Genomic DNA, 24864 nt, shown 5'->3' on the forward strand with positions numbered 1-24864 from the left:
TTAGACATTAGACAACATGACATCACCAAAGAATAATGAGACCACCAACACAACTACTTCAGGGAGGTTTCCATGTCACACGTCGGCGCCGCCATTGCCGAATCCCTCGCCGCGCACAACGTCACCCGCGCATTCCTCGTGCCCGGCGAAAGCTTCCTTCCCGTGCTCGACGGCCTCTACGATTCCCCTGTGAAGGCCATCGTCACCCGGCACGAAGGCGGTGCCACCTACATGGCTGAAGCCCACGGCAAAGCCACCGGCCAGCCGGGCGTCGCCATGGTCACCCGCGGCCCCGGGGCGGCCAACGCCTACGTGGGTATCCACACCGCTTGGCAGGACGCCACCCCGCTCGTCCTCTTCGTGGGCCTCATCCCCACCGCCGACCGCGACCGCGAGTCCTTCCAGGAATTCGACCCTAAGGCCTGGTTCGGCACCCAGGCCAAGCAGGTCTTTGTCCTCGACGATCCATCGCGCGCCTCCCGCGTTGTGGCCGAGGCATTCTTCCAAGCCCAGCAGGGTCGCCCCGGTCCCGTCATCGTGGGCCTGCCGGAGGATGTTCTCCACCAGGAGTTCACCGGCAGCATCCACCCACCCATCCCGGTATCGGAGGGCGCGCTTTCCGACGATCACCTGGACCTCCTCTCCCGCGAGCTGAGCCACGCAGAGCGTCCACTCATTTTTGCCGGCGGTCCGCGCTGGACCCCGGAGGCCGCAGAGAAGATCACTCGCTTCGCCGAAGAGCACCGCATCCCGATCATTCAAGACTTCCGCGCCGCTGACCGCGTGCCTTTCGACTCCCCCGCCAACGCCGGCTGGCTCGGATATGGCCGTGATCCGCGCGCAGCGCAGCTACTCGAGGACGCCTCCCTGGTCATCGAGGTAGGAGCTGTGCTGGGTGACGTCCCCACCGACGGCTACACCCTGCGCCAGTCTCCGCAGGCACGCAACATCGCGATCAATCCTGATACCAGCCTGCGCGGGCACTCGGTGGCGCTGCTAGAACACATCGTGGCAAGCCCCGTGGCCTTCGCTAACACGCTGGACCGCCTAAACGTCGAGGGCACGGACAAGCGCGGCGAGTGGTTTGATACCGCGCACGCGAACCACCTCGACTTCGCCACCCTCCCCGAGCCAGCGAACTACCGCCCCGGAAAAGACGGCACCGCCCACATGGAGGCCATCCTCGCAGCACTCCACGAGCAGCTGCCGCAGGATCCCATCTACACCTTCGGCGCCGGCAACCACTGCATCTGGGCCCAGCAGTTCCTGCGCTCGCAGGTCTACCCCTCCCAGTTCAGCGTGCGCAACGGGTCGATGGGCTACTCCATCCCGGCCGCGGTAGCCACCAAATTGCAGTTCCCGGAGCGCACCGTCGTCACCATTGCTGGCGACGGCGAATACCTCATGAACGGCCAAGAGCTAGCCACCGCGCTGCAGTACGGCGCGCCCTTCCTCATCATCGTCATGTCCAATGGCGAGTTCGGAACCATCCGCGATCACCAGAAGAAGCACTTCCCCGACCGCGTCTCCGGCACGCAGCTTATAAACCCGGATTTCGCGGCCGTCGCCCGCGGCTTCGGCGCGCATGGCGAGCTCGTCACCGATGACTCGCAGGCACAAGAGGCGGTAGCCCGGGCCTTGCGTGCCATCACCGAGGACGGCGTACCGGCGCTCATCAACGTCATCACCGACCAGGACCACTCCCTGCCCATCGAATAGAGGAGGCTCACCATGAGCTCTGCCAATACTCCACCAACACCATCCACTCCGCCCACCACTGAGCTGAAGGAAGGCGAGCACATTGTGGGCGAGGGGGACGCTGCCAAGCAGCGCCCCGCCGCCTCCACCGCATCGTGGATCATTACGCTCTTCGGCACCGCGGTGGGTGCGGGCATCCTCTTCCTTCCGCTCAATGCGGGCGGTTTCGGTTTCTGGCCGCTCGTCTTCGCTACGGTCTTCATCCTTCCGCTGGTGTATTTTTCACACCGCACCTATGCACGCATCGTTGCGGGCGCACCCAAGGAGGACCATGGCAAGGACATCCTCGAGCTGGTTTCGCAGTACCTGGGCAAAGGCCAAGGAATTGGCTTCGCGGTGCTGTACTGGATCACGGTCTTTTCCACCGTCCTGATCTACGGTGTCTCCATTACCAACGCGGTGGATAGTTTCATCGTCAACCAGCTTGGCGGGCCCTCCATCGACCGCTGGCTACTCGCCACCATCTGCGTCGGAATCATGACCGGCGGTTTCGCCATCGGCCGCAAACCCATGATTTGGCTGGCCCAAGTGCTGGTCTACCCGCTGATTATCGCCCTGGCTATCACCTCCGTCTACCTCATTCCGCGCTGGGACCTGCACAGCTTCATCCATTTCGACGATGGTGCCGATGGCTGGGGCCAGATGCTCAAGGGCATCTTCCTCATCCTTCCGGTGCTGGTCTTCTCCTTCTCCCACATGGCGGCGCTTTCGCAGTTTGCCATCGACATGCAGCCGCAGTACGGCGAGAAGACCGAGAAGCGCGTCTCCCGCACGGAGTTCTACACCGCCATCTTGCTCGTCGTCTTCACCATGTTCTTCGTGTGGTCCTGCGTCCTCGCACTTGGCGCCGACGGCATGAATGAGGCACTCGAGCAAAATATTCCGGTGCTCTCCTACTTCGCTAACGTCACGGGCACTCCGTTCATGGCCTACATGGCCCCCATCGTGGTCATCTGCGCCATCGTTTCCTCCTACTTCGGCCACATGCTCGGTACCGAAGAGGGAACGGAATACCTGCTGAAGAACGCCGCGCCACAGCTGGCGGAAAAGGTCTCGCACCGCACGCTGCTCAACATCATCTATGTCATCGTCTTCGTGTGCACCACGCTAGTTGCCATCTTTAACCCCTCCATTATTTCGATGATTTCCGTGGTCTCCGGTGTCTTCGTGGCGTTCATCGTCTATCTGGTTCCGGTGTACATGTTCAAGAAACTGGACGTGTACAAGCAATTCCGCAATGACCCGTGGAACTACTTCGTCTTCGGCATGGGCCTGCTGATCATGGCCGTGACCATCTGGGACATGATTTAGAAAGGACGTGATTATGCTTCGTAGTGATCTCTCAAGCTTCCCCGAGTACAAGGTGGGCAAGGATTTCCCCAATGCCCTGAAACTTTCCTCCAACGAGGTCCCCTTCCCTCCCGCCGAGGACATCATTGCCGCGGTTGCCGACGCCGCCCGCACCACCAACCGCTACCAACAGCCCGGCAGCTTGGAGCTCACCAATGCCTTGTGCAATTACTTAGATGTTCCGGCGGATAATATCTTCGTCTCTGCGGGTTCCACGCCCATCCTGCAGGCCACCATCTTGGCCTCCTGCCACACCGGCGATGAGGTCATCGTGCCCTGGCGCAGCTTCGAGGCCTATCCCCTGTACGTGCGCATGGCCGGAGCGGAACCAATTCTGGTCCCGCTCACGAAGGATTACCGCGTCGATCTGGAGGCAGTGCTCGATGCACTGACAGACAAGACCAAGCTCATCATCCTGTGCAACCCCAATAACCCGACGGGCACCGTCATCACGCGCGGTGAATTCCGCACTTTCATGGAACGGGTGCCCCAAGACGTCGTCGTACTGCTCGATGAGGCCTATTGGGAGTACAACGACGCCTCCGATACCCCGGATTCGGTGGAGGAATACCAGCGCTATCCCAACCTGCTCGGCGTGCGCACCTTCTCCAAGGCGTGGGGTTTGGCTGGCATGCGCGTGGGCTACGCGGTGGCGGGCGAAGAAATCATCAATGCGCTGCGGCTACTCTCCCTACCGCTGACGGTGACCGCCATGGCAGAAACTGCCGCGGTGGAGGTGCTCAAACGCCACGACGAGCTTGACGACGCCGTCGAGATCACCAAAGCACAACGCGACCGCGTCTGCGCGGAACTGGGAGCCGAGAAGTCCTACGGTAACTTCGTCTGGCTGCCGCGCCCAGATGCCGAAGAGGTGGAAACGAAGATGCTTGATGAAGGCGTGGTCATCCGCCGCTACCTCGATGAGGGCGTGCGCGTGTCCATTACAGACGAAGCCGAGACCACCCAGTTCTTGGAGGCCTGGCGCCGCGCAGGGATTCAGCCTTGGAGAAACTAACCAATTTTCTCCTCTGGGATGTCCGCAAGGAGAGCTTCAAGCCCCAAGCGGAACGGCTCATCTGCATAAGGGTTGCTTTCCTCCGCGCCTTTCTCGGCAGAGGCAGCCGGCAAGAAAGCACCGCGCGCATCGGCTAGTGCCGGTGCGCGAGCTTCGCTATCCATTGGTAGATCAAAAATGTCCTCGGGGGCGTGGACATCGTAGGCGCTGCCGTAGATAAAGGATTCCAGCGCTACGATGCGGGGCATAATGGCCGAATTCGGCAAGCCTGTTTGTTTTAGGACTCGGGCTAGCACCTCGTACATCTCTACTGTGCGGGGCGCGCCGGAAATGGGGGTCAACGCAATAATCCGTACCAGCGGGACATGCCGTGCGCAGACGTCACGGTAGGACGTCGCCCAGCTAACTAGAGCATCACGGGGTGAAATCTTCGGGTCACTCTCAAGCGCGGCATACAAGGAACCACACTCCACCTGCTCCATGACCGCATCTTCAATGAGCGCGAGCAAGTCCTCTTTCCCCGAAAGATGGTTATACAAGGCGCTGGTTCCCACATTTAGTTTGCGTGCGATACACGCCATTGTGAGCTTTTCATAGCCATCCTCCCCCACAATGGTTAGCGCAGCTTTAGCAATTTTTTCACGAGTGACCAGCGCTTTATGGGGCCGTCCTTTGGGTCGATGAGAACTCACAGCGTTTAAACCTTGTCTTGCGTTACGTTCTTTCTGTACAGTGATACGAGACACAAAATGAATGATGTTCATTTTGCCGTATCTGCCCTTCTATCGTCCCATAGGAACGGAGACACCTTCATGACTTCCCCCGTTAATTCCCACAAGGCCGTTATTGAGCGCGATGTCGTTGTCATTGGTGCTGGCCCCGCCGGACTCATGGCTGCCCACACCCTCAAGAAAAAGGGCTTGAGCGTAGCCGTCCTCGAGGCTCGCGAGCGCGTCGGCGGCCGAACCTGGAACGGGAAGGTTAAGGATGCGCAGGGTGTCGAGCACTTCGTCGAGTTAGGCGGCCAATGGATCTCTCCTGACCAGACCCGCCTCATCGAGCTCGTCGACGAACTTGGACTTGAGACCTTCTCCCGGTACCGCGAAGGTAAATCAATCTATGTTTCCCCGGATGGCACCCGCCACGAGTACGAGGGCACCGTATTCCCCGCTGATGAGAAGACCATTGCTGAAATGGATCGTCTCATCAAGATCATGGATGAGCTTGCGGCAGAGATGGACCCAGCAAACCCCTGGTCACACCCTCGCGCGAAAGAGCTCGACTCCATCTCTTTCCGCTCTTGGCTTGAGGAGCTTTCCGACGATACCGAGGCCATCGACAACGTTTCGATTTATGTGGCGTCCGGCATGCTGACCAAGCCTTCCTACACGTTCTCCACTCTTCAAGCAGTGCTCATGGCTTGTTCCGCAGGCTCCTTCAGCAACCTTGTGGATGAGGACTTTATTCTAGATAAGCGCGTCGTCGGCGGTATGCAGTCCGTCTCCTTAACGCTTGCCAAGGGCTTGGGCGACGATGTCCACCTCGGCACACCTGTGCGCGAGCTTCACTGGGCGGAGCCGGATGCATCTACCGCGGACGAACTCAACAACATCAAGGCAGATGTTCGCAACGGTGTCGCGGGAAATGGCGAGGCCGGAAACGTTACCGCCATTTCGGACAAGGTAACCGTCAAGGCGCGTTTCGCTGTCCTTGCTGTTCCGCCAAACCTATACAGCCGCATCTCCTTCGTTCCCCCAATGCCGCGTGACCAGCAGATTGCGCATCAGCACATCTCTATGGGCCTGGTTATCAAGGTGCACGCCATCTATGACACCCCGTTCTGGCGCGAAGAAGGACTCTCCGGCACCGGCTTTGGTGGCGGCCGCCTCGTTCAGGAGATATACGACAACACCAACTACGGCAAGAATTTTGCCGAGTCGACCGCAGATAAAGAAGACACCTACGGCACCCTCGTGGGCTTTGTCTCCGACGTTTATGCAGAGGAGATGTGGCACCTGCCGGCTGAAGAGCGCAAAGAACGCATTCTCGACGCCATGGCAGATTACCTTGGGCCCAAGACCAAGGAGCCCATCGCTTTCTACCTGTCCGATATGGCAGCCGAGGAATGGACCCGTGGCGCCTACGCTACCTCCTACGACCTTGGTGGACTCTCGCGTTGGGGACACCTTCAGAATCAGCCGACTGGTCCTATTTACTACGCATGCTCCGACATCGCTGCGGAAGGTTACCAGCACGTCGACGGCGCAGTACGCCAGGGCGAGATCGCCGCACTGGCTATCGCAGAGCAAGCGGCGAAGGCTTAAACATGGCTCCCGCAAGTTTCCCTCGCCGCAACACTAGTGGTTGTATCCTCGTGGGTTACGTCGCTACCGATTTCGGCAAAGACGCGTTGCGTTTAGGAATTGCTCTCGCAAAAGAGCGCAACGTGCGCCTCGAACTCGTTATGGTAGCCCCCGCTCATAGCTCCTTCTCGGGCGTTTATCCGCACGACCGTGGCTATGACTCCATTGTGGAGGAACAAATCGCTGGATGGCTGGAGGAGGCTCTCGCAGAGGTTCCTGAAGCAATCACTGCAACCGCACGCATCGTGACGGGGGATTCCGAAGCTGCCGCGCTCTGCGAAACTGCAGAGACCCTTGGTGCCGACTTGCTCGTCGTTGGTGCCCGGAAGGGTGGCCTCTTCGGACGTTTCCAGATGGGTTCCGCGGTCAATGCGCTCTTGCACTCTGCCCCCGTTCCTGTCGCGCTCGCGCCGCGCGGATACTCCTACCAAGGCCCTATCACTCGAGTCACGACCTTTTTTGGCCCTCGCCGTGGCACCTCCGACGTCATTGCGATCGGCCTTGATCGTGCACGTCGCCGTGAGATTCCCTTGCGCCTCGTCTCGCTCGTCCTAAGCGGTGAGTCTGACATGCATGGGCTCGGAACCGACGTGCCCAGCGCGCTCAATGCTTATGCCAACCGTAAACTGGCTGACTCCGCTCAGCACATGCTTGACGCCGGGCACGCCACCACCGAGGTGGCGTCTGGCAAAGACGTCAGCACAGCCTTGGAAAAGCTGAGCTGGCAAGACGGGGAAATCGCCGTTGTCGGTTCCTCCCGCATGGCCGTTCCTGGGCGTCTCTTCTTAGGCTCGACTGCGTCTCGAATGCTCCGCTTGATCCCAGTCCCCATGATTGTTGTGCCCGCCGGCTATATGCAGGCCGGCGAAGAGAACAATCTTCTATCGAAAGGTGGTGACAGCTCATGACCACCACGACCCCTTCGACGCCAACCACCCACTCTGTTAAAGAGACAGCATCAGACAAAGGGCTAGCTACGGGCCGCGTCGGATTGCTTGGTGCAGTAGTTATTGGCATCAGTTGCATCGCCCCTACCTATACGCTGACCTCCGGTATTGGCCCAACGATTTCAGCAGTGGGTCAATACGTCCCGGCAGTACTGTTGCTGGGCTTTATCCCCATGCTGCTTGTAGCGTTTGCCTACCGCGAGCTCAACAACGCAGTCCCTGATTCCGGTACTTCCTTCACGTGGGCTACGAAAGCCTTCGGCCCGTGGGCCGGCTGGATGGGAGGATGGGGGCTTATCACCGCCACGATTCTGGTGCTATCAAACCTGGCGGCAGTGGCCGTAGATTTCTTCTACCTGCTTCTTGGCCAGCTCTTCAACAACCCGGCTATTAGTGATCTGACTCGGAACCTGTGGGTCAATATCCCCACTACCTTCGTCTTTATCGCTATCGCGGGCTACATCTCTTATCGCGGACTCGACTCAACGCAAAAGCTGCAGTATGTACTCGTTGCGATTCAGATTGCTGCCATTGTGCTTTTCGACGTCGTTGCAATCCACAACGCCTATAACAACGGCGGATTCGACTTCACACCGATTTCGCTCGAGTGGTTCAACCCGGTTGGCATAGGAAGCTTTTCCCTCATCGCGGCGGGCATTTCACTGTCTATCTTCATGTTCTGGGGATGGGACGTAACCCTCACGATGAACGAGGAAACGAAGAGCCCCGAGAAGACTCCCGGTCGTGCAGCTACGATTACGGTACTCATCATCATCGCGCTGTACATCCTCACCGCGCTGGCAGTTATCTCTTGGGCCGGCACAGGTGACACGGGCCTGGGCGCTGGTAATCCAGAGAACCAGGAATCAATTTTCGCGGTGCTTTCAGAGCCTGTCTTGGGCAAGGCCTCGATTCTAATCTATATCGCGGTCCTGTCCTCTTCCTTCGCCTCCCTGCAGTCCACGATGGTGGGCCCCGCCCGCACCTTGCTGGCTATGGGCTACTACCGCGCATTGCCGCCGGTGTTCGCCAAAATTAGCCCACGCTTCCGTACACCGTCGACGGCCACCATTGCGTCCGCTGCAGCGGCAGCCGTGTTCTACGCGGTAACCCGGCTTATTTCGGAAAACGCGCTATGGGACACCATCGCTACGATGGGCCTCATGGTCTGTTTCTACTATGGAATCACGGCCGTGGCCTGCATCTGGTACTTCCGAACTGAATTGTTTAGCTCGATGCATAACATCGTGTTCAAGTTCCTCTTTCCCACTGTGGGCGGCGGATTCTTGCTCATGATGTTCTTCATCACTGCATTCGATTCCATGGATCCGTCCTACGGATCCGGGTCTGAAATCGGTGGTATCGGCATGGTCTTCATATTGAGCGTCGCTGTCTTAGGGCTCGGCGTATTCATCATGCTGTTCACTCGCTTTGCCCATCCAGGATTCTTCAAGGGCGAAACCCTCACGCGAATTTCCTCGCGCGACGACGACCAGCAACCGCTGGTCTAACTACACACGAGAAAAGGAGTAATCAATGTCCAACACCTATCGCGTACAGAACCCCGTGACCAATGAGGTAGTCGAAACCTTCGATACCGCTACAGACGCTGAAGTCGAAGCAGCACTGGCAAAGTCCGCCGCGGCTTATAAAGACTGGTCTGCACGCCCCATCTCTGAGCGCGCAGAAATCATGACCCGCGTCAGCGAGCTCTTCGAGGAGCGCAAGGAAGAACTAGCCCAGATTGCCGGCGAGGAGATGGGCAAGTTCCACTCCGAGGGCATCGAGGAAGCTGAGTTCTCGTCTGCCATTATCAAGTACTACGCCGATAACGGCGCAGACTTCACCAAGGACCAGGAGATCCCGACTGCTTCCAACGGCACGGCAGTTATTCGCCGCTTGCCTATCGGCCCGTTGCTCGGCATCATGCCGTGGAATTTCCCCTACTATCAGATCGCCCGCTTCGTGGCGCCCAACCTGATGCTGGGCAACACCATCATTCTCAAGGATGCGGAAATCTGTCCGCGCTCAGCCCTTGCCGTTCAGAAAATCATGGATGACGCTGGCGTTCCTGAGGGCGTGTACAACAACGTCTTTGCTTCCCACGACCAGATTTCCACCATCATCGCGGACTCTCGCATCCAAGGTGTATCTCTTACCGGTTCTGAGCGCGCAGGTTCCATCATCGGCGCGCAAGCCGGCGAACACCTCAAGAAGGCAGTTCTCGAGCTCGGCGGCTCTGACCCGTATGTCCTGCTCGATACTGACAACGTCAAGGCAGCTGCGGAGCTGGCATGGGGCACGCGTATGTACAACACCGGACAGGCTTGCAACTCGAACAAGCGCATGATCGTTATGGACGATATCTACGACGAGTTCGTCGCTGAGCTTGAGCGTCTTGCGAACGCAGCCGTTCAGTCCACGCCGGACAACCAACCAGAAGGAGCATACTCTGCTCTTTCGTCCCGCGAAGCAGCAGAAAAGTTGCGTGACCAGCTAGACCGCGCTGTAGCGGCTGGCGCCAACTTGCGCGCCGGAGGTGAGCTGTCTGAGGTAGGTGCCTACGTCTCTCCTGCTGTCATCACCGATATCCCGGTAGGCTCCGACATCTACTACGAGGAGTTCTTCGGCCCGGTCGCCACTGTTTACAAGGTCAGCAGTGATGAAGAGGCCCTCGACTTGGCCAACAACACCCAGTATGGCCTCGGTGGCACTGTCTTCTCCCAAGACACCGAACGCGCCGCTGCCATCTCTCGCCGCTTGGAGTGCGGCATGGCAAATGTCAACACCCCTGCTGGCGAAGGCGAGGAAATGCCTTTCGGCGGCGTGAAGCGCTCTGGCTTCGGCCGTGAGCTGGGCCCCCTTGGCATGGATGAGTTTGTCAATAAGCAGCTCTACTACGTAGAAAAGTAGCCTGAAATAGAGACTAAAAGGCGTTGGACTACCTTTCGGTAATCCAACGCCTTTTTCAATGTCTAGCCACGGAAACATCGGGCGGAAACTTTTCTGCTTTTACATACAAAGGAAAACCACCCACTCCACCTTATCCCTACGTCATCCTCTGATATCACAAATCAGACGAAACGGACATCACATAAAGCCATTCCCACAACATCGACCATCATAGTATTTGCATGTAAAACAATATCCGATCGCAACATGTCGACCCTGCCACCTCAAGCAACACACGATTATATCGTTCAACAAAATATTGTCACGCCGCGACAAAACACCCAATAAAAGGGGTGCCACATCCATTTTCAACCAATTGACAAAGTCTATCGTACCGGTAATTAAACCCTCTAGACACAGGTCGGATCGAAAAAACATTCACTTTCCAAAACATGCAAAATATACCTTCAGAAAGAAGGCTACCTATTACTGTAATAGCACTCAGAAACGTCTCCTAAATCACATTTTTTCAGGTACTGTTTCCTTCAACACCAGCCTGAAAGAAAGGATCGCAAATGAGCGCTAAAAAGCACAATAAAACCTCTGTGGGGTACCTCTGGGATACGCTCTACGGGTGGCATGACACCGGCACGGGAGGAAATACACCAGCCAACCCAGCCCTCGGTCTGCAACCGGTAAACCGCCATTTCTCCTCGCCAGAGCCTAAGCGGCGTCTGCATGAGTTGGTGCAAGTCTCCCAACTCCGCAATCACCTCACCACCCTTTCTGCGAAGCCCGCTTTGCGAGAACAACTCGAGCGCATTCACTCCAGCCAGCACATCGATTCCATGCTTGAGCAATCTCAGCTACCTAAAGGTGGTGACTGCGGTGACGGGGGCTCGCCGTTCGGCCAAGGAGGCGCCGACATTGCGATGCTGTCAGCTGGCGGCGCAATTGAAATGACACGGGCTGTACTTGATGGTGAAGTCGACCGCGGATATGCACTCATCAATCCTCCAGGTCACCATGCCGAGAGGAATCGCGGTTTAGGTTTCTGCCTTTTCAACAACGCTTCAGCAGCAGCCTCGTATGCGCTTGAAGAGCGCGGACTTGAACGAGTTGCAATCGTAGATTGGGACGTTCACCACGGCAATGGAACCCAAGACATCTGGTGGGAAGACAACCGCGTTCTTACAGTGTCTATTCACCAAGATAGAAACTTCCCTGTCGACAGTGGCTTCGTCGAAGAAAAAGGCGCCGGAAAGGGCGAGAATTTCAACCTAAATATTCCTCTGCCTCCGGGAAGCGGAGATCTCGTGTACGAAACTGCGCTAGCTGAGATTGTCATTCCAGCACTTGAGGATTTCAAACCAGAATTGATCATCCTAAGCACCGGCTACGACGCTGCGCTGATGGACCCGCTGGGCCGCATGATGGTGACAACCTCTGGGTACTACAACATGACAAAGGCGCTCGCAGCCACGGCAGACACTCTTTCTGAAGGAAACCTTGTCGTGGTTCAAGAAGGAGGATACTGCCAATACTACGTTCCCTTCTGTGGTCTAGCCGTCCTGGAAAGCCTAACTGGTGAAAGCTCTGGTTTTAAGGATGAGTATGCCGACATTGTGGATGGCCAAATCCGAAAGACCTTCACTCAGGAACAAATCGCCTATCTTCAGAAGGCCTATACATCGCACTTTAACGACAGCAGCCCGGCTTTAAACGCTCTCGTTGCAACAACTAACGATGGTGCCGTATGAGCGACCAAATCCGTACACTTAAGACACACAACATCGTCTTCCTTGTAATCGCTGCCGCCGCGCCTTTAACCGTTGTGTCCGCCGGCGTGACAGCGGCTTACGCTACGTCAGGGATGGCAGGAGTTCCACTGGGCTATCTGCTGTGCGGAGCACTCGTTGCTTTCTTTTCGGTTGGCTTCTGCGCTATGGCTAAGCAAATTCCCAATACAGCTGCGTTCTTCTCCTATGTATCAGCTGGCCTTGGGAAAAGTCACGGTTTAGCAGCATCGTCGCTGGCCGTCGTCTCGTACACTGCCATGCAAATCGCTCTATACTGTCTTCTTGGATACACAGCATCCAGCCTTATAGATTCACTTTTCGGCATCTCTATTCACTGGGCAGTATGGTCCTTCATTGCATTAGCTCTGGTGGCATTTCTAGGCATTAAATCTGCCGATGCGACATCGAGGATTCTCGGAGTTCTTCTTCTTCTAGAGTCTTGCGCTATAGCATTCTTCTGCGTTCTCGCAATTCGCAACCCTGTGGACGGCCTTTCAGTTGACACGCTTTCCCCAACAGCACTGATTGGTGCTGGAACAGGCACGCTACTTGCTTTCACCATTGCTGGGTTCATGGGCATTGAGAGCAGCGCTATGTATGCCGAAGAAGCGGTCAATCCAGAGAAAACAATTCCAAAGGCAACCCTCATATCGATCTTGGTTATCTCTGCCTTCTATGGATTTTCATCATGGTCAATCGCCCAAAGCACTGGAGAGTCTCAGGTAGTCAGGGCAGCGCAAGAATCAGGATCAGACCTATTCTTCAATTTTATTGCGAGCCAAGGATACCAATCCATCGTTCCACTAATTCAGCTTCTCTTGGTTACGTCCCTCTTCGCAGCAGTTACTGCCTTCCATAATTCGATATCCCGTTACCTCATGGCTCTAGGACGAGAATGGGTTATTTGGAAGAATCTCGGCGCTGTCAGCGAAAATGGCGCCCCTGTTACGGCGTCCCTTTTCCAATCGTGCTTCGGTTTTATCGCTCTGTCCGCAGCCCTAGTCGCACAGATACTTTCGGGCTATGACGACAGTTTCCCATCAGCAATCGTGTTCTCTTGGATGAGCAATGCTGGCGGTTTCGGACTCGTTTTCTTGCTCTTGATCACTTCAGTATCGGTCTACTTCTATTTCAGAAAGCACACTGGCCTGTACCCCGTCTTCGTCACAAAGATTGCTCCGACCATTGCCATTATCGGATTCGGAACAATGTTCGTCCTAATCTTGGCCAATTTCGAGAATCTCATTGGAGATGCCGAATTATGGTACTTGGTCTTTGTTATTCCAACCATCATCCTCTTGTGTGGTGTAGCTGGTTTTGTCCGGGGCGAGCTGCTCAAGCGGTCTCACCCCCAGATTTACAGCAACATCGGTTCAGGCCACTCGCCCACTGAACATACGGCACAGGGCAAGGAAACCTCTCCTTCGCGGACCACTCCCGTGCCTGCAACAGCAAACGACTAGGCCACTAGTGAGGCTCGTGTGCGGCACACATCCTGCAAGGCAATTACGTCACAAATGCACACAGTCTGCAGCAATGGTTCGACAGGGACGACGAAGGCGGTGATGACGATTCGTACAGTATCGTCATCACCGCCCACTAGGATTTCTAGCCCCCGTCTCGGTTCCAGTTCGTTAGCTCAACGCTCGTCGCTCGCTCTAAGCCCAACCCGCCGGCACTAAACCGAGAATCGAAATGATCGAGTAAATGAAGGCCAGAACGTAGACCACAATGATCGTGCCCTGGATTACCGGGTGTGCGAGTCCGCCCACGTTCCAGCCTGGGTCGCGGTCGCCCTTCTTTCGGGAGGCGTGCAACAGCATCACCGGAATGACGGACATGATGGCGCCCGCGAAACCACCAGCATAGGACAACGCCGCAACGAAGCCGCCGAGACCAGCAATGGAAATCACCAATGGCGGAACAACCGTCAGCGCCACCGCCACGATGCGCTGTCCCTTCACGCCTTCCCAGTGGAAGATGTCCAAGACGTTGCGCATGGTGGTAAAACCAATCGCCAGGAACGAGGTCAACATAGCCGCCAGGGCAAAGATATTGGCCATGTAGTAGGCCACCGGGCCAAGGGCCTCGCCCCACGCGATGGTTACTACTTCGGTGACCTCCATGCCGAGCAGACCCAGGGCAGCAAAAGGAACCAACGCCAGGGTAAAGCCCGTGATGACCATGCCCATAACGATTGCCCGCGCGGTCTGCTGCGGTTTAGCCGGGTCCATGCCTTGCACCAGCTCCGGAACCACGTACTGCGCCAAGAAAGAAAACACCGCCAGGTTCAGAATCGGGACGATGAAGAAGGGGTGAAGAACCAAAAGGTTCTCAATCTTGATTCCCGGGCCTAGGATCGTCCATCCGCACAGGACAGCGATGATGATGGCCATGCCTGCGGTGATGGCTCCTTCAGTCTTACCCGTGGTGTGCAGCCCGCGGTACATCACCCAGGAACCGAACCCAAAGAAGATCAGCGTGCCGAGGAGCGGCGACAACCCGAAAATATTGTTGATCAGGTCGCCCGAACCAGCGGCATAAGCAATGAGCGCGCCGATGCCGTTGACGATGATGGCCACGAAAACCAACCACCGGCCCCATTGCCCCAGGTAATGTTCCGCCAATCCGGAAACCTGTAGCGGCGCCTTGGTGCGCATGGCAGACTCCGCCACGTACAGCATAGAAATGGTCGTCAGCGTACCGGCCACGAGCAAGGCGATAACGAGTGCGAGGAATCCTCCGTTGCGAGCGGCATAAGGAATGGAAAGGACTCCAGCACCGATGTTGGTGCCGAAAATAAGGGCGATGCCCTGCACGAAGGACAGCGCGGGTTTGAATTCCGCCGTGGACTCATCCCTCTGCGGCACGGAAATGTTGTTGGACAAAGACTTCTCCGATAACTAAGGACTAATAAAACAGGAGCTCACCCGGAAAGATCCGGGTGAGCGACAAAATGAACTACTTGTATTCGTTGAACTGCTTCACGACGACCTGCAGCGCTTCACGCCACAAATCTTCCGGAATAGCCAGGGAAGGCAGGAAGCGGATGACGTTGTGGTCGAGGCCGCAGGTCAGCAGCAGGACGCCTTCGGCCTTTGCGGCGTCGGCAATCTTGTGCACCAGCTCGGAGTCCGGCTCACCCTCAGCGGTGACGAATTCGAGGGCAAGCATGGCGCCGCGGCCGCGGAACTCGGCCACGCGCTCATCACCCAGGATGGGCTCCAGCTCTTCGCGGGCAACCTTCTCTAGGTTCTGAGCACGCGCACCGAAGTCCTTCTCTTCGAATTCCTTGAAGGTTGCCAGCGCAGCAGCACAGGCCACCGGGTTGCCGGTGTAGGTGCCGCCCAGGCCACCTGGCTGCGGGGCATCCATAATTTCTGCACGGCCAGTTACCGCAGACAGCGGCATGCCGGAGGCAATACCCTTCGCAATGGTCACCATGTCCGGAACGATGCCCTCATGGTCGGAGGCGAACCAGGTACCGGTGCGCATCATGCCCGCCTGGATCTCGTCGACGATGAAGACCACATCGTTCTCGTTGCACCATTTCTGGATTGCTGCGAGGTAGCCCTCGGCTGGGACGACGAAGCCGCCCTCGCCCTGAATCGGCTCAGCAACAACGCAGGCTAGGTTGGCTGCACCAACTTCCTGCTCAATCATGGTGATGGTCTTCTGGGCTGCCTCGGCGCCGCTCAGGCCGTCACGCAGTGGGTAGGACATCGGGGCGCGGTAGATCTCCGGGGCGAAGGGGCCGAAGCCATTCTTGTAGGGCGACTGCTTGGCGGTCATCGCCATGGTCAAGTTGGTGCGGCCGTGAAAGGCACGGTCCATGACCACGACACCGCGCTTGCCGGTGTAGTTACGGGCAATCTTGACGGCATTCTCCACGGCCTCCGCACCGGAGTTGAACAGCGCGGTCTTCTTCGGGTGATCACCCGGGGTGACCTCGTTGAGCTTTTCCGCCACGGCCACGTAGGACTCGTACGGGGAAATGGTGAAGGAGGTGTGGGTGAAGTGTGCAACAGCATCCTGCACCGCGGCCACGACGGCCGGGTTCGAGGCACCAGCGGAGGTCACGGCGATGCCGGAGGCAAGGTCGATGAAGCGGTTGCCGTCGGCGTCGGCAAGAATGCCGCCATCCGCATCCACCACGTAGCCCGGAAGCGAGGGCGCCATGCCCGCGGGGAGGGCATTCTTGCGACGCTCATCCAAGGCGGCGCTCTTCGGGCCCGGGACCTGCTGGCCCAGGTGGCGGGACTGCTCAATGTGGTACTGAAGTTCCTGCATGGTCTTCCTTTTGTGCTCGGATGAATAAGATGCCACTTAGTGTGGCCCCTACCATCCTGGAACCACTATGGACAGGGTGTATAAATTTTCTATCCATAGCTGTGTACCCTGTCTACCATGCGTGAGATAACCTTTCGCTGGCTGCTCAACCAGCGCTCTTTGAACCTGCGAAACATCGTCACCGGTAGCGCTACGTTCAACACCATCCACGCCTCCGAGCTCGCGGACCCCAGCGAGTTCACCTCCCCCGGCGCGCTCATGCTCACCCTGGGGCTTGCTTTTCAGGAAGAACCGGAGGGGTTTGAGCGCTATGGCGCGGCTCTGGCCGCGGCAGGCGTGCAGGGCATCGGCTTCGGTACCGGGCTGGCCTTCGGTGAGGTCCCCACAGAACTTATCCGCGCCTGCTCCCAGCACAATCTCACCCTCTTTGAGGTCCCACGCGCCACCCGCTTCGTATCCATCACCACAGCCGTGGCTCAGGAACAGGCCCGCTTGGACAACAACGCGCACTTTGCACTCCACCGCCAGCAGGAACGCCTCAACCAGGCGGCAGCCACGAGCATCGACGCACTCATCGCACAGGCAGGCAAGGAACTCGGCGCCGCGGTAGCAGTAGCCAGTTTCTCCGGAGCGGTGGTCAGCCGCAGCGATCGCGGTCGGATCAGTGCTGCCGACGCCGCGGTGGAGGCCGCGGAGCAGACGGGGCGGGGAACGGGGACGTCGACAAGCACAGGCGCCACCATCACCAGCATCTTCGGATCGGCGGGACGACGCTGGGCCATCGCGGTAACGCGTGCAGAGAAGTTCGATTCCTACTCCCGCGCGCTCATCCGGCACCTCGCGGGCCTGGCCAGCCTGCTCTTAGATCATCCCGACACCACTGCGCACACGATCCTCGGAGCCTTGGCGCTTGATGCCCAGCTGGCCGGCGTTGACTCCCCCGCCCTGCAGGCGGCTTTTCATATGGTCGATAGCCATGATCTCATCGATGTCCTGTTTCTCACGGCAGCTTCCCCCTCCCGCCTCGCGCGGGCTTTGAGCGAGATCGGAAAAGCCGAGCCTCTCAACCTCATCCGCCCGGAACACGATTCGGCGCTTATCGCGCTTCCCCCGGGCACCGCACACCCAGGTTTAAGCGGGAAACACACTCGCTACCTCCGCACATCCATCCTGCAGCGCATCCAATGGCAGGCGTTGACACCGGCGCTCTTGTCCTCTCTCCAGAGCCACGCGCGCAGCCTGCCGCTCGGCGCTGTGGCCACCTTCGATTCGGCTGCCCCTACCTGGCTGTCAGAGCCCGGAGTACCCGAGGCCCTCACTGCCCGGCGCGCGGCGACGGTCAGCCGCCTAGCCAAACACGATGTTCAGCACAATACGGAGTTGCTCGCCACTTTGCGCGCCTTCCTCGTGGGCAACGCCAACCTAGCCACTGCCGCCGCGGAGCTTGGGGTTCACCGGCACACCGTGCGCGCTCGGTTGGATAAAGTGGAGCAACTTTGTGGCGTGGACTTGACTAACCCCGTCACCCGCGCAGAACTCCTTTTACTCAGTATTGATTCTTAATTGACCGTTGAGGACTCAGTTCGGAACGCTGACCCCGAGGATGAGCAGCTCCGCCGCCACGAGAGGATCCTTGAGGTCGACTTCGAGGAGAGCCTCCAAGTCCGCGATGCGCTTGCGAACGGTATGCCGATGCGATTGCAGTTCCTCAGCGGTGCGGCTCACGTGGCCACCCGCGCGCAAATAGACCTCCAAGGTTTCCGCCAATTCGGTGCCGTGCTCCGCGTCGTACACGCGCACCTTGCCCCAGGTTTCTTCGGCGCGATTGTGCACCGCGCCCTTAACCCTGGGATCCCTGGTCCAGCTCAGCGTCCGCGATTCTGGTCCCGCCAACATTCCTGGCTGCAGCCCAAAGGCGAAGGATTCCAATTCACGGACAACTCCCACTCCCAGCTCGCCCCATGGCATGGGTTGCCCCACGACGATGCGCTTGCTTCCCCGAATATCACGCAACAAGTCCTGCAAGTTCTTCATCGAACGGCTCCCCCTAAAGAGCAGGAGGCTGGAGGAGTTATCCAGCGCGTACTCGAAAAGCAAGCGCCCGTGTTCCTGCAGGCGAGCGTCCAAGGCGTGGAGGAAGCGCTGGTGGGCGCGCTCGCCTTCTGACTTCACTAAGACCGGACGTACCCGACCCTGCGCATCACCCACCATGTGGAAGATGCGGCGCATGGGATCTTCCGGCTGGTCCATGCCCAACTGAATGGCCATGGCCATGGAGTTGAGTTCGTTTTGGGTGCGCCGCAGCTCCTGCGGGCGCTTCACGGTGAGTTCCGCGAGACCTGCAGCCTGTTTGAGCAGTGCGCGCTCGTTCACACCGAAACTCTCACGCGCCACCGCCAGCAGCCCGAAGGAGCGCGCACCGTGGTCGGCCAAGCGCTGGGCCAAGACGTTCCACCCGCCGACGCGGCGTGCGGCGTAGAAGTTCTGCGCGCGGGTATCGGTAATTACCGGGCCCCACTCCACTGGGGGCAGGCCGGGGTGACTCGACTGCGCGAAGACCCGTCCGTCCTTATCCACGAGGCAGCAGTGCGCTCCCAACAGGCGTCCGGTCTTATCCACGAGGGCATCGAGGCCGGCGATGGCGGCGTCGTTCAGCGCACCCTGCTGCGCAATGAAGAGTTCCAGGCCTTCCTCACGCTGACGCTGAAGCTCGTCGTGGAGACGCGCGAGTACCGAAACGAAGGGAACACGCCGCGCCACCGTGAAGAGCGAAATATCGCATTCCCAGGCGGCCTCCACCATGGCGGGCGGAACCTCGGCAAAGGCAATCCCAACGCCGAAACCCACCCCCGTTACCCCGCCTTCGGCCACCCTGTGGATGTACTCCGCCAGCTCTTCCGACTTCCCTTCAAAGGCCATGCCGGTAAGCAGGATAACCACCCCAGACCCCACAAACTCACGGGGATCGCGCAGCTCACACGGGTGTATTACGGAAAAAGGGCGCCCACAATCGTGCAGAATTTCTATCCCCAAATCAGGCTGATTAGCCAACCACCTCAGGGAAACGCTCCCCTCTTCCAGCCCGACCGCTACCCCCGTATCCATTGTGGACAAATTCTCACCATTCTTTCACCAGATTGTCTATGGCCCTTCTGAAGTTTAGCCATAAGAATGACCCACGTCATAAAAAATTCCGAGTATTAAGGAGCAGACAGCATGCAGGATCTCAAGCACCGCCTCCCCCAGGAGCGGAATGTCTCCACCGCAATCCCTGGCCCCCGCAGCCAGGAGCTGAATGCCGCCCGTGAAGCAGACGTCGCTGCTGGCGTCATCCCGGGCTACCCCTCCTACATCACCGACGGTGACGGTGGCGTGCTTGTCGACGTCGACGGCAACACCATCGTCGACTTCGCATCCGGCATCGCCGTGACCTCCGTCGGCGCCTCCAACCAGCGCGTTGCCAAGGCCGTGGCCGAGGCCGCCAGCCACCTCACCCACACCTGCTTCCTCAATGCTCCGTACCAGGGCTTCGTTGATGTCTGCAAGAAGCTCAATGGGCTGACCCCGGGCACCCACGAGAAGAAGACCTGCCTCTTCTCCACCGGTGCTGAGGCAGTGGAGAACGCCATCAAGATCGCTCGCCGCTACACCGGCAAGAACCGCGTTGTGGTCTTCGACGGCGCCTTCCACGGCCGCACCAACCTCACCATGACCATGACCGCCAAGAACAAGCCCTACAAGCAAGGCTTTGGCACCCTGGCCGCTGATATCTACCGCGCGCCGATGTCCTACCCACTGCGCGACGGCCTCGACGGCAAGCAGGCTGCAGCGCGCACCCTGCGCTATATCGAGCAGTACGTCGGCACCGAAGAACTGGCTGCCGTCATCATCGAGCCGGTGCAGGGCGAGGGTGGCTTCGTCGAGCCTGCCAAGGGCTTCCTCCCGGCACTGCAGGAATGGTGCACCGACAACGGCGTTGTCTTCATCGCCGATGAAATTCAGGCCGGTATCTGCCGCACCGGATCCTGGTTCGCCTGCGACGATGAGGGCATCATCCCGGACCTCATCACCACCGCCAAGGGCGTGGGCGGCGGCATGCCGCTGTCCGCTGTGACCGGCCGCGCCGAGATCATGGATGCCCCGGACCCGGGCTCCCTGGGTGGCACCTACGCCGGTAACCCGGTGGCCTGTGCTGCTTCCCTGGCAGCTTTCGAGGAGATGGAGGAGCTGGATCTGGCTTCCCGCGCCCGCGAGATCGAGGCCATCACCCGCGAGGAGCTGGAGCCGCTGCTCGAACTCACCACCGTCGCCGAGGTCCGCGGCCGCGGCGCCATGATCGCCATCGAGCTGGTAGACGACAACAACCAGCCGAACGCTGACCTCACCGCCAAGGTAGCCAAGACCTGCCGCGAGCAGGGCGTGCTCATCCTCACCTGCGGCCTCGACGGCAACGTCATCCGCCTCCTGCCCCCGCTGGTCATCAATGAGTCCACCCTGCGCGACGGCCTCCAGGTCCTGGCCGAAGCCATCCGCGCAAACTAATCCACACCACCACCGTCTAAAAGGAGACACACCACTATGAAGATCTACGATTGCATCATCCTCGGCACCGGCTACGGCGGACTGGGCATGGGCGCCCAGCTGGTCCGCGACGAGCAGAAAGACTTCCTCATCCTCGAGGCTGCCGATGAGGTCGGCGGCGTGTGGCGCGACAACACCTACCCAGGTGCTGCCTGCGATACCCAGGCTCTGATCTACTGCTACTCCTATTTCCTCAACCTTGGCGTCTCCCGCATGTTCGCCGGTCAGGACGAGATGCAGGGCTACCTCAAGGCTCTTGCTGAGGAATTCAACCTCTACGACCACATCAAGTTCAACCACCGCATCACCAACGCCGAGTGGAAGGAAGACCTCAAGGCATGGGAGATCGAGGCCAACGGTGAGACCTACTACGGCCGCGTCTTCGTCGGTGCGTGGGGCCAGCTCTCCAAGCCGAAGGTTCCGAACTTCCCGAACCGCGAGGCATTCCAGGGCGTGCAGTTCCACTCCGCCGAGTGGAACCACGACGTTGACCTGGCCGGCAAGAAGGTCGCCGTCATCGGCAACGCTGCTTCTGCAGTTCAGCTGGTTCCGGAGGTAGCAAAGGTGGCGGAGAAGCTCTCCGTGTTCCAGCGCTCCGCTAACTACATCCTGCCGCGCAACCAGGTCATCTTCACCGATGAGGAACTTAAGGAGTTCCAGGAGAACCCGGATTCCTACCGCGCTATCCGCCAGGAGATCCACGAGGTCCGCGAGGAGGGCTTCGACCGCACCCGTAAGGGCACCGATTCCGCTGCCGAGGGTGTCGAGCAGGCCATGGAGCACCTGCGCTCCCAGGTCAACGACCCGGAGCTGGTGGAGAAGCTCACCCCGACCTTCGCCTTCGGCTGCAAGCGTATTCTGCGCTCCGATGACTTCTACCCCACCTTCAACCGTGACAACGTAGAGCTCATCACCGCTGGCATCGAGAAGTTCACCGAGACCGGCATCCGCACCGATGACGGAGCAGAGCACGACTTTGACGTGGTCATCTACGCCACCGGCTTCCACTCCCAGGAGTTCCAGGGTGATTTGCCGATTGCTGGCCGCGATGGCGTCGACCTGCGCGAGCGCTGGGGTAACTCCCCGGAGGCTTACCTGGGCATGACCGTGGACGGCTTCCCGAACTTCTTCATGCTCTATGGCCCGAACACCAACCTCAACCACCACTCCGTGGTGGCCATGCTCGAGGCACAGGACCGCTACATCTCCCAGGCCGTTGCTTACCTGCGCGAGAACCCAGAGGCAGCCCTCGACGTGAAGAAGAACGTCATCGACGAGTTCAACACCAAGATCCAGAAGGAGCTCGAGGCATCTGCGTTCTCCGCTGACTGCTCCTCCTGGTACAAGAACGAAGAAGGCCGCGTCATCAACAACTGGTCCGGCAACGTCGCTGAGTACTACGAGCTGACCGACAAGCTCGAGCTCAACGACTACGAGCTGGTCTAGGAGGTAGTTCACAATGCACACTCTGCACGACGATTTTTCCGGGCGTCCCGTCGCTGAGGATGCGTGGAAGGCGCTGAAACCTTTCCGCGATGGTGGGGCGAAGTCCTTCCATAACTTCCCCATCCCGCAGGTGCGTGAGAACTACGTAGCCTCGGCCCACGCCAACCCGCTCCACGAGGAGAAGGAACCCGCGACCACGGATTTCCAGGTTGACCAGTTCCAAGTTCGCCTCTACGACCCCCGCCCGGAGGCGGAGCGCGGCCAGGAGACCCCAGCGGTGCTCTACATGCACGGCGGCGGCTGGCTCATGGGCAACCTGGAGACCCACCACTCCTCGGTACGCCGTATCGCGGTGCTGACCGGTCTCCCGGTCGTTGCGGTGGACTATCGCCTTGCCCCGGAGCACACCTACCCGGCGGCTATCGACGATTGCCGCGCTGCCTACCGCTGGTTGTCCAACCCTGAGGCCGAGCACGGCCTGACCGTGACCTCCATCGCGGTAGCGGGTGACTCGGCCGGCGGCCAGCTCGCCGCTACCCTGGCGAACGAGTTCGTGGGCGAAGAAGACGTCGCCAAGCTCAGCTCCCAGATCCTGCTCTACCCCATCACGGATTGCTCCCGCGAGCGAACCGAGAACGGTGCCTCCTACAAGCGCTTGGAGGAGGGCTTCCCGCTGGCATCGGACACCATGCGCTGGTTCATCGATACCTTCGTCACGGAGGAGGCACAGCGCACGGCAACGGATCTCTCCCCGCTGTTGCTAGAAGAGCTACCGGAGGGCCTGCCCCCGTCACTCGTGATCACGGTGGATAACGATCCGCTCGCGGACGAGGGCATCGAGTACGCCGGCAAGCTGGCGAAGGCGGGCGTCGACGTCACGCACAAGCACCTTCTGGGCTACCACCACGGGCTGTTCACCTCCGCCGGTGTCATTGACCGCGGCGAGGAAGAGCTCGCAGTCGTCGCCGAGTTCATCAAGGCGGCAGCGAACTAGAAGCTTCCGCTCCATCACGCACGGGGCAGGCACCTTCAAAGGCAGCCTGCCCCGTTTGCATAAGTAGCTATTTCTGTCCACCTAAAGTTAGGTTCACCATGCTTAAACGCTCATTCGGCATCGCGATGGCCTTCATCGGCGTACTCGCGGGTGCCTCCTTCGCTTCCGGCCGCGAGGCCCTTCAATACTTCGTTGCCTTCGGCAACATGGGCATCGTCGGTGCCATCGTTGCTGCACTGGCCATGACCATCTCCGGTATCACTATTCTCCAACTAGGTTCTTATCACCGTGCCAAGGAGCACACCTCCGTCTTCAACGCGGTGTCCACCCCCATCGTGTCGAAGGTCCTCGACTTCGCCACGCTGACCTGTCTCTTTTGCATCGGCTTCGCCATGTTCGCCGGTGCCGGTGCCAACCTCAACCAGCAGTGGGGCTGGCCGGTGTGGATCGGCGCGGTCCTCATGCTCGTGCTCACGCTGCTGACTGGCCTGCTCGACGTGGACAAGGTAACCATCGCCATCGGCGCTATCACCCCGTTCATCATCGTCCTGCTCACCATCGGCACGGTCTATACCGTGCTCACGTCCAACCCCGATTGGTCGCACCTCAACGATCAGGCACAGACCATTCCCACCACGCTGCCGAACTGGTGGGTCTCCTCTATCAATAACCTGGGTCTTAACGTCATCGTCGTGGTCTCCATGATGATCGTTATTGGCGGTAACTTCCTCGATGCTAAGGAAGTAGGCTACGGCGGCATCCTCGGCGGCCTGTGCTTCCTGTTCCTGCTGGCGGTCCTCGTCGGTGGCCTCTACGTCTCCGTGGGCCCGATCACCGAGGCTGAGATGCCAACGCTGGCCATGATTGAGCAGATTCACCCGTGGCTTGGTGTCGCCATGTCCGTTGCTATTTACGGCATGATTTATAACACCTCCATCGGCATGTTCTATGCCTTTGCCAAGCGCCTCACCCGCGGCAAGCCGCAGCACTTCTACAAGGTCTATGTCATCTCCGTGCTCATCGGCTTTGTCCTCTCCTTCATTGGCTTCTCCAACCTCATCGGCTGGGTTTACCCGATTCTGGGCTACATGGGCATCGCCATCATGTTCATCATCGGCTTCGCCTGGCTGAAGAACCGCGGGGAGCTGCAGTCCGAAGCGGACCTGCGCCGCCGCGCACGCGAGCTCCTCAAGAAGCGCTTTGAGAATGACAACCACCTCTCCGATGAGGAGATGCGTGAACTCGTGGCCATTGCTCGCAACTCCTCCATCCCGGAGTCTGACTTCATCAAGGAAATCATGACGGAGGTTGATTCCGCGGATCTCCCGGAGGACATGCAGATTGGCGATGGCAAGCTCCACGCGCTCATTACCGGCAAGCCCATCCCACGCAGCAAGAAGAAGGTGTAGTTCTCTCCCCTCCCCCTCTC

At 59.0% G+C, this 24864-nt stretch carries 18 protein-coding genes; 14 read left to right on the forward strand and 4 right to left on the reverse strand.

The window, feature by feature from the left end; translation table 11 throughout:
- Positions 1 to 72 precede the first annotated feature (72 nt).
- From QP363_RS04145 to QP363_RS04155, 3 genes are read left to right on the forward strand one after another with little or no spacing between them, the layout of a single operon-like run.
- Positions 73 to 1719, forward strand: coding sequence for a thiamine pyrophosphate-dependent enzyme (locus QP363_RS04145; RefSeq protein WP_284762896.1), 1647 nt, complete (start codon positions 73 to 75; stop codon positions 1717 to 1719).
- A 12-nt stretch (positions 1720 to 1731) separates the two neighbouring features.
- Positions 1732 to 3069 carry an aromatic amino acid transport family protein gene (locus QP363_RS04150; protein ID WP_284762897.1) on the forward strand — a complete coding sequence of 446 codons (1338 nt, stop codon included), beginning with the start codon at positions 1732 to 1734 and terminating at the stop codon, positions 3067 to 3069.
- A gap of 13 nt (positions 3070 to 3082) precedes the next feature.
- Entirely contained in the window at positions 3083 to 4123 is a 1041-nt protein-coding gene (locus tag QP363_RS04155; protein WP_216381055.1) for a histidinol-phosphate transaminase, read from the forward strand.
- Here QP363_RS04155 and QP363_RS04160 read toward each other — a convergent pair.
- The gene (locus QP363_RS04160; RefSeq protein ID WP_284762900.1) at positions 4120 to 4887 is read right to left on the reverse strand and encodes a TetR/AcrR family transcriptional regulator; all 768 of its coding nucleotides are present in this window, start codon (positions 4885 to 4887) and stop codon (positions 4120 to 4122) included. The two genes, QP363_RS04155 and QP363_RS04160, sit on opposite strands and share 4 nt — an antisense overlap.
- Before the next feature lie 48 nt (positions 4888 to 4935).
- Here QP363_RS04160 and QP363_RS04165 point away from each other — a divergent pair, with 48 nt between their 5' ends.
- From QP363_RS04165 to QP363_RS04190, 6 genes are all read left to right on the forward strand, one after another.
- The gene (locus QP363_RS04165; protein WP_284762902.1) at positions 4936 to 6447 is read left to right on the forward strand and encodes an NAD(P)/FAD-dependent oxidoreductase; all 1512 of its coding nucleotides are present in this window, start codon (positions 4936 to 4938) and stop codon (positions 6445 to 6447) included.
- A 2-nt stretch (positions 6448 to 6449) separates the two neighbouring features.
- Entirely contained in the window at positions 6450 to 7394 is a 945-nt protein-coding gene (locus QP363_RS04170; RefSeq protein WP_070446221.1) for a universal stress protein, read from the forward strand.
- Entirely contained in the window at positions 7391 to 8944 is a 1554-nt protein-coding gene (locus QP363_RS04175; protein WP_070644168.1) for an APC family permease, read from the forward strand. The genes QP363_RS04170 and QP363_RS04175 overlap by 4 nt, the downstream gene beginning before the upstream one ends.
- A 25-nt stretch (positions 8945 to 8969) precedes the next feature.
- Entirely contained in the window at positions 8970 to 10346 is a 1377-nt protein-coding gene (locus tag QP363_RS04180) for an NAD-dependent succinate-semialdehyde dehydrogenase (protein WP_070644169.1), read from the forward strand.
- 554 nt (positions 10347 to 10900) lie between these two features.
- Positions 10901 to 12085 (forward strand): class II histone deacetylase, encoded by a 1185-nt coding sequence (locus tag QP363_RS04185; RefSeq protein ID WP_070446227.1) that lies wholly within the window; start codon positions 10901 to 10903, stop codon positions 12083 to 12085.
- Positions 12082 to 13587 carry an APC family permease gene (locus QP363_RS04190; RefSeq protein WP_070446229.1) on the forward strand — a complete coding sequence of 502 codons (1506 nt, stop codon included), beginning with the start codon at positions 12082 to 12084 and terminating at the stop codon, positions 13585 to 13587. Before QP363_RS04185 ends, QP363_RS04190 begins: the two co-directional genes overlap by 4 nt.
- 195 nt (positions 13588 to 13782) lie before the next feature.
- Here the strand turns inward: QP363_RS04190 and QP363_RS04195 are convergent, their stop codons facing one another.
- Positions 13783 to 14994, reverse strand: coding sequence for an amino acid permease (locus tag QP363_RS04195; protein WP_246815749.1), 1212 nt, complete (start codon positions 14992 to 14994; stop codon positions 13783 to 13785).
- A 91-nt stretch (positions 14995 to 15085) separates the two neighbouring features.
- Positions 15086 to 16414 (reverse strand): 4-aminobutyrate--2-oxoglutarate transaminase, encoded by a 1329-nt coding sequence (gene gabT / locus QP363_RS04200; RefSeq protein ID WP_070730630.1) that lies wholly within the window; start codon positions 16412 to 16414, stop codon positions 15086 to 15088.
- A 117-nt stretch (positions 16415 to 16531) separates the two neighbouring features.
- On the opposite strand from gabT (QP363_RS04200), the gene QP363_RS04205 reads away from it, so the two are divergent.
- Complete coding sequence (locus QP363_RS04205) at positions 16532 to 17977, forward strand: PucR family transcriptional regulator (protein WP_284762906.1); 1446 nt, start codon at positions 16532 to 16534, stop codon at positions 17975 to 17977.
- Positions 17978 to 17992: 15 nt separating this feature from the next.
- Here the strand turns inward: QP363_RS04205 and QP363_RS04210 are convergent, their stop codons facing one another.
- On the reverse strand, positions 17993 to 19519 hold the full coding sequence (locus QP363_RS04210; protein WP_284762907.1) for a PucR family transcriptional regulator ligand-binding domain-containing protein: 1527 nt from the start codon (positions 19517 to 19519) through the stop codon (positions 17993 to 17995).
- 111 nt (positions 19520 to 19630) lie between these two features.
- Here QP363_RS04210 and gabT (QP363_RS04215) point away from each other — a divergent pair, with 111 nt between their 5' ends.
- The 4 genes from gabT (QP363_RS04215) to QP363_RS04230 all read left to right on the forward strand — a co-directional run bounded on the left by gabT (QP363_RS04215) (position 19631) and on the right by QP363_RS04230 (position 24844).
- Positions 19631 to 20956 (forward strand): 4-aminobutyrate--2-oxoglutarate transaminase, encoded by a 1326-nt coding sequence (gene gabT, locus QP363_RS04215; RefSeq protein WP_284762908.1) that lies wholly within the window; start codon positions 19631 to 19633, stop codon positions 20954 to 20956.
- Between the two features lie 36 nt (positions 20957 to 20992).
- Positions 20993 to 22441 carry an NAD(P)/FAD-dependent oxidoreductase gene (locus QP363_RS04220; RefSeq protein WP_070446241.1) on the forward strand — a complete coding sequence of 483 codons (1449 nt, stop codon included), beginning with the start codon at positions 20993 to 20995 and terminating at the stop codon, positions 22439 to 22441.
- A gap of 13 nt (positions 22442 to 22454) precedes the next feature.
- Positions 22455 to 23435 carry an alpha/beta hydrolase gene (locus QP363_RS04225; RefSeq protein WP_010189241.1) on the forward strand — a complete coding sequence of 327 codons (981 nt, stop codon included), beginning with the start codon at positions 22455 to 22457 and terminating at the stop codon, positions 23433 to 23435.
- A gap of 98 nt (positions 23436 to 23533) precedes the next feature.
- The gene (locus QP363_RS04230) at positions 23534 to 24844 is read left to right on the forward strand and encodes a membrane protein (RefSeq protein WP_010189242.1); all 1311 of its coding nucleotides are present in this window, start codon (positions 23534 to 23536) and stop codon (positions 24842 to 24844) included.
- Positions 24845 to 24864 lie beyond the last annotated feature (20 nt).

Source organism: Corynebacterium sp. UMB6689 (assembly GCF_030215295.1).
Classification (GTDB): Bacteria; Actinomycetota; Actinomycetes; order Mycobacteriales; family Mycobacteriaceae; genus Corynebacterium; species Corynebacterium aurimucosum.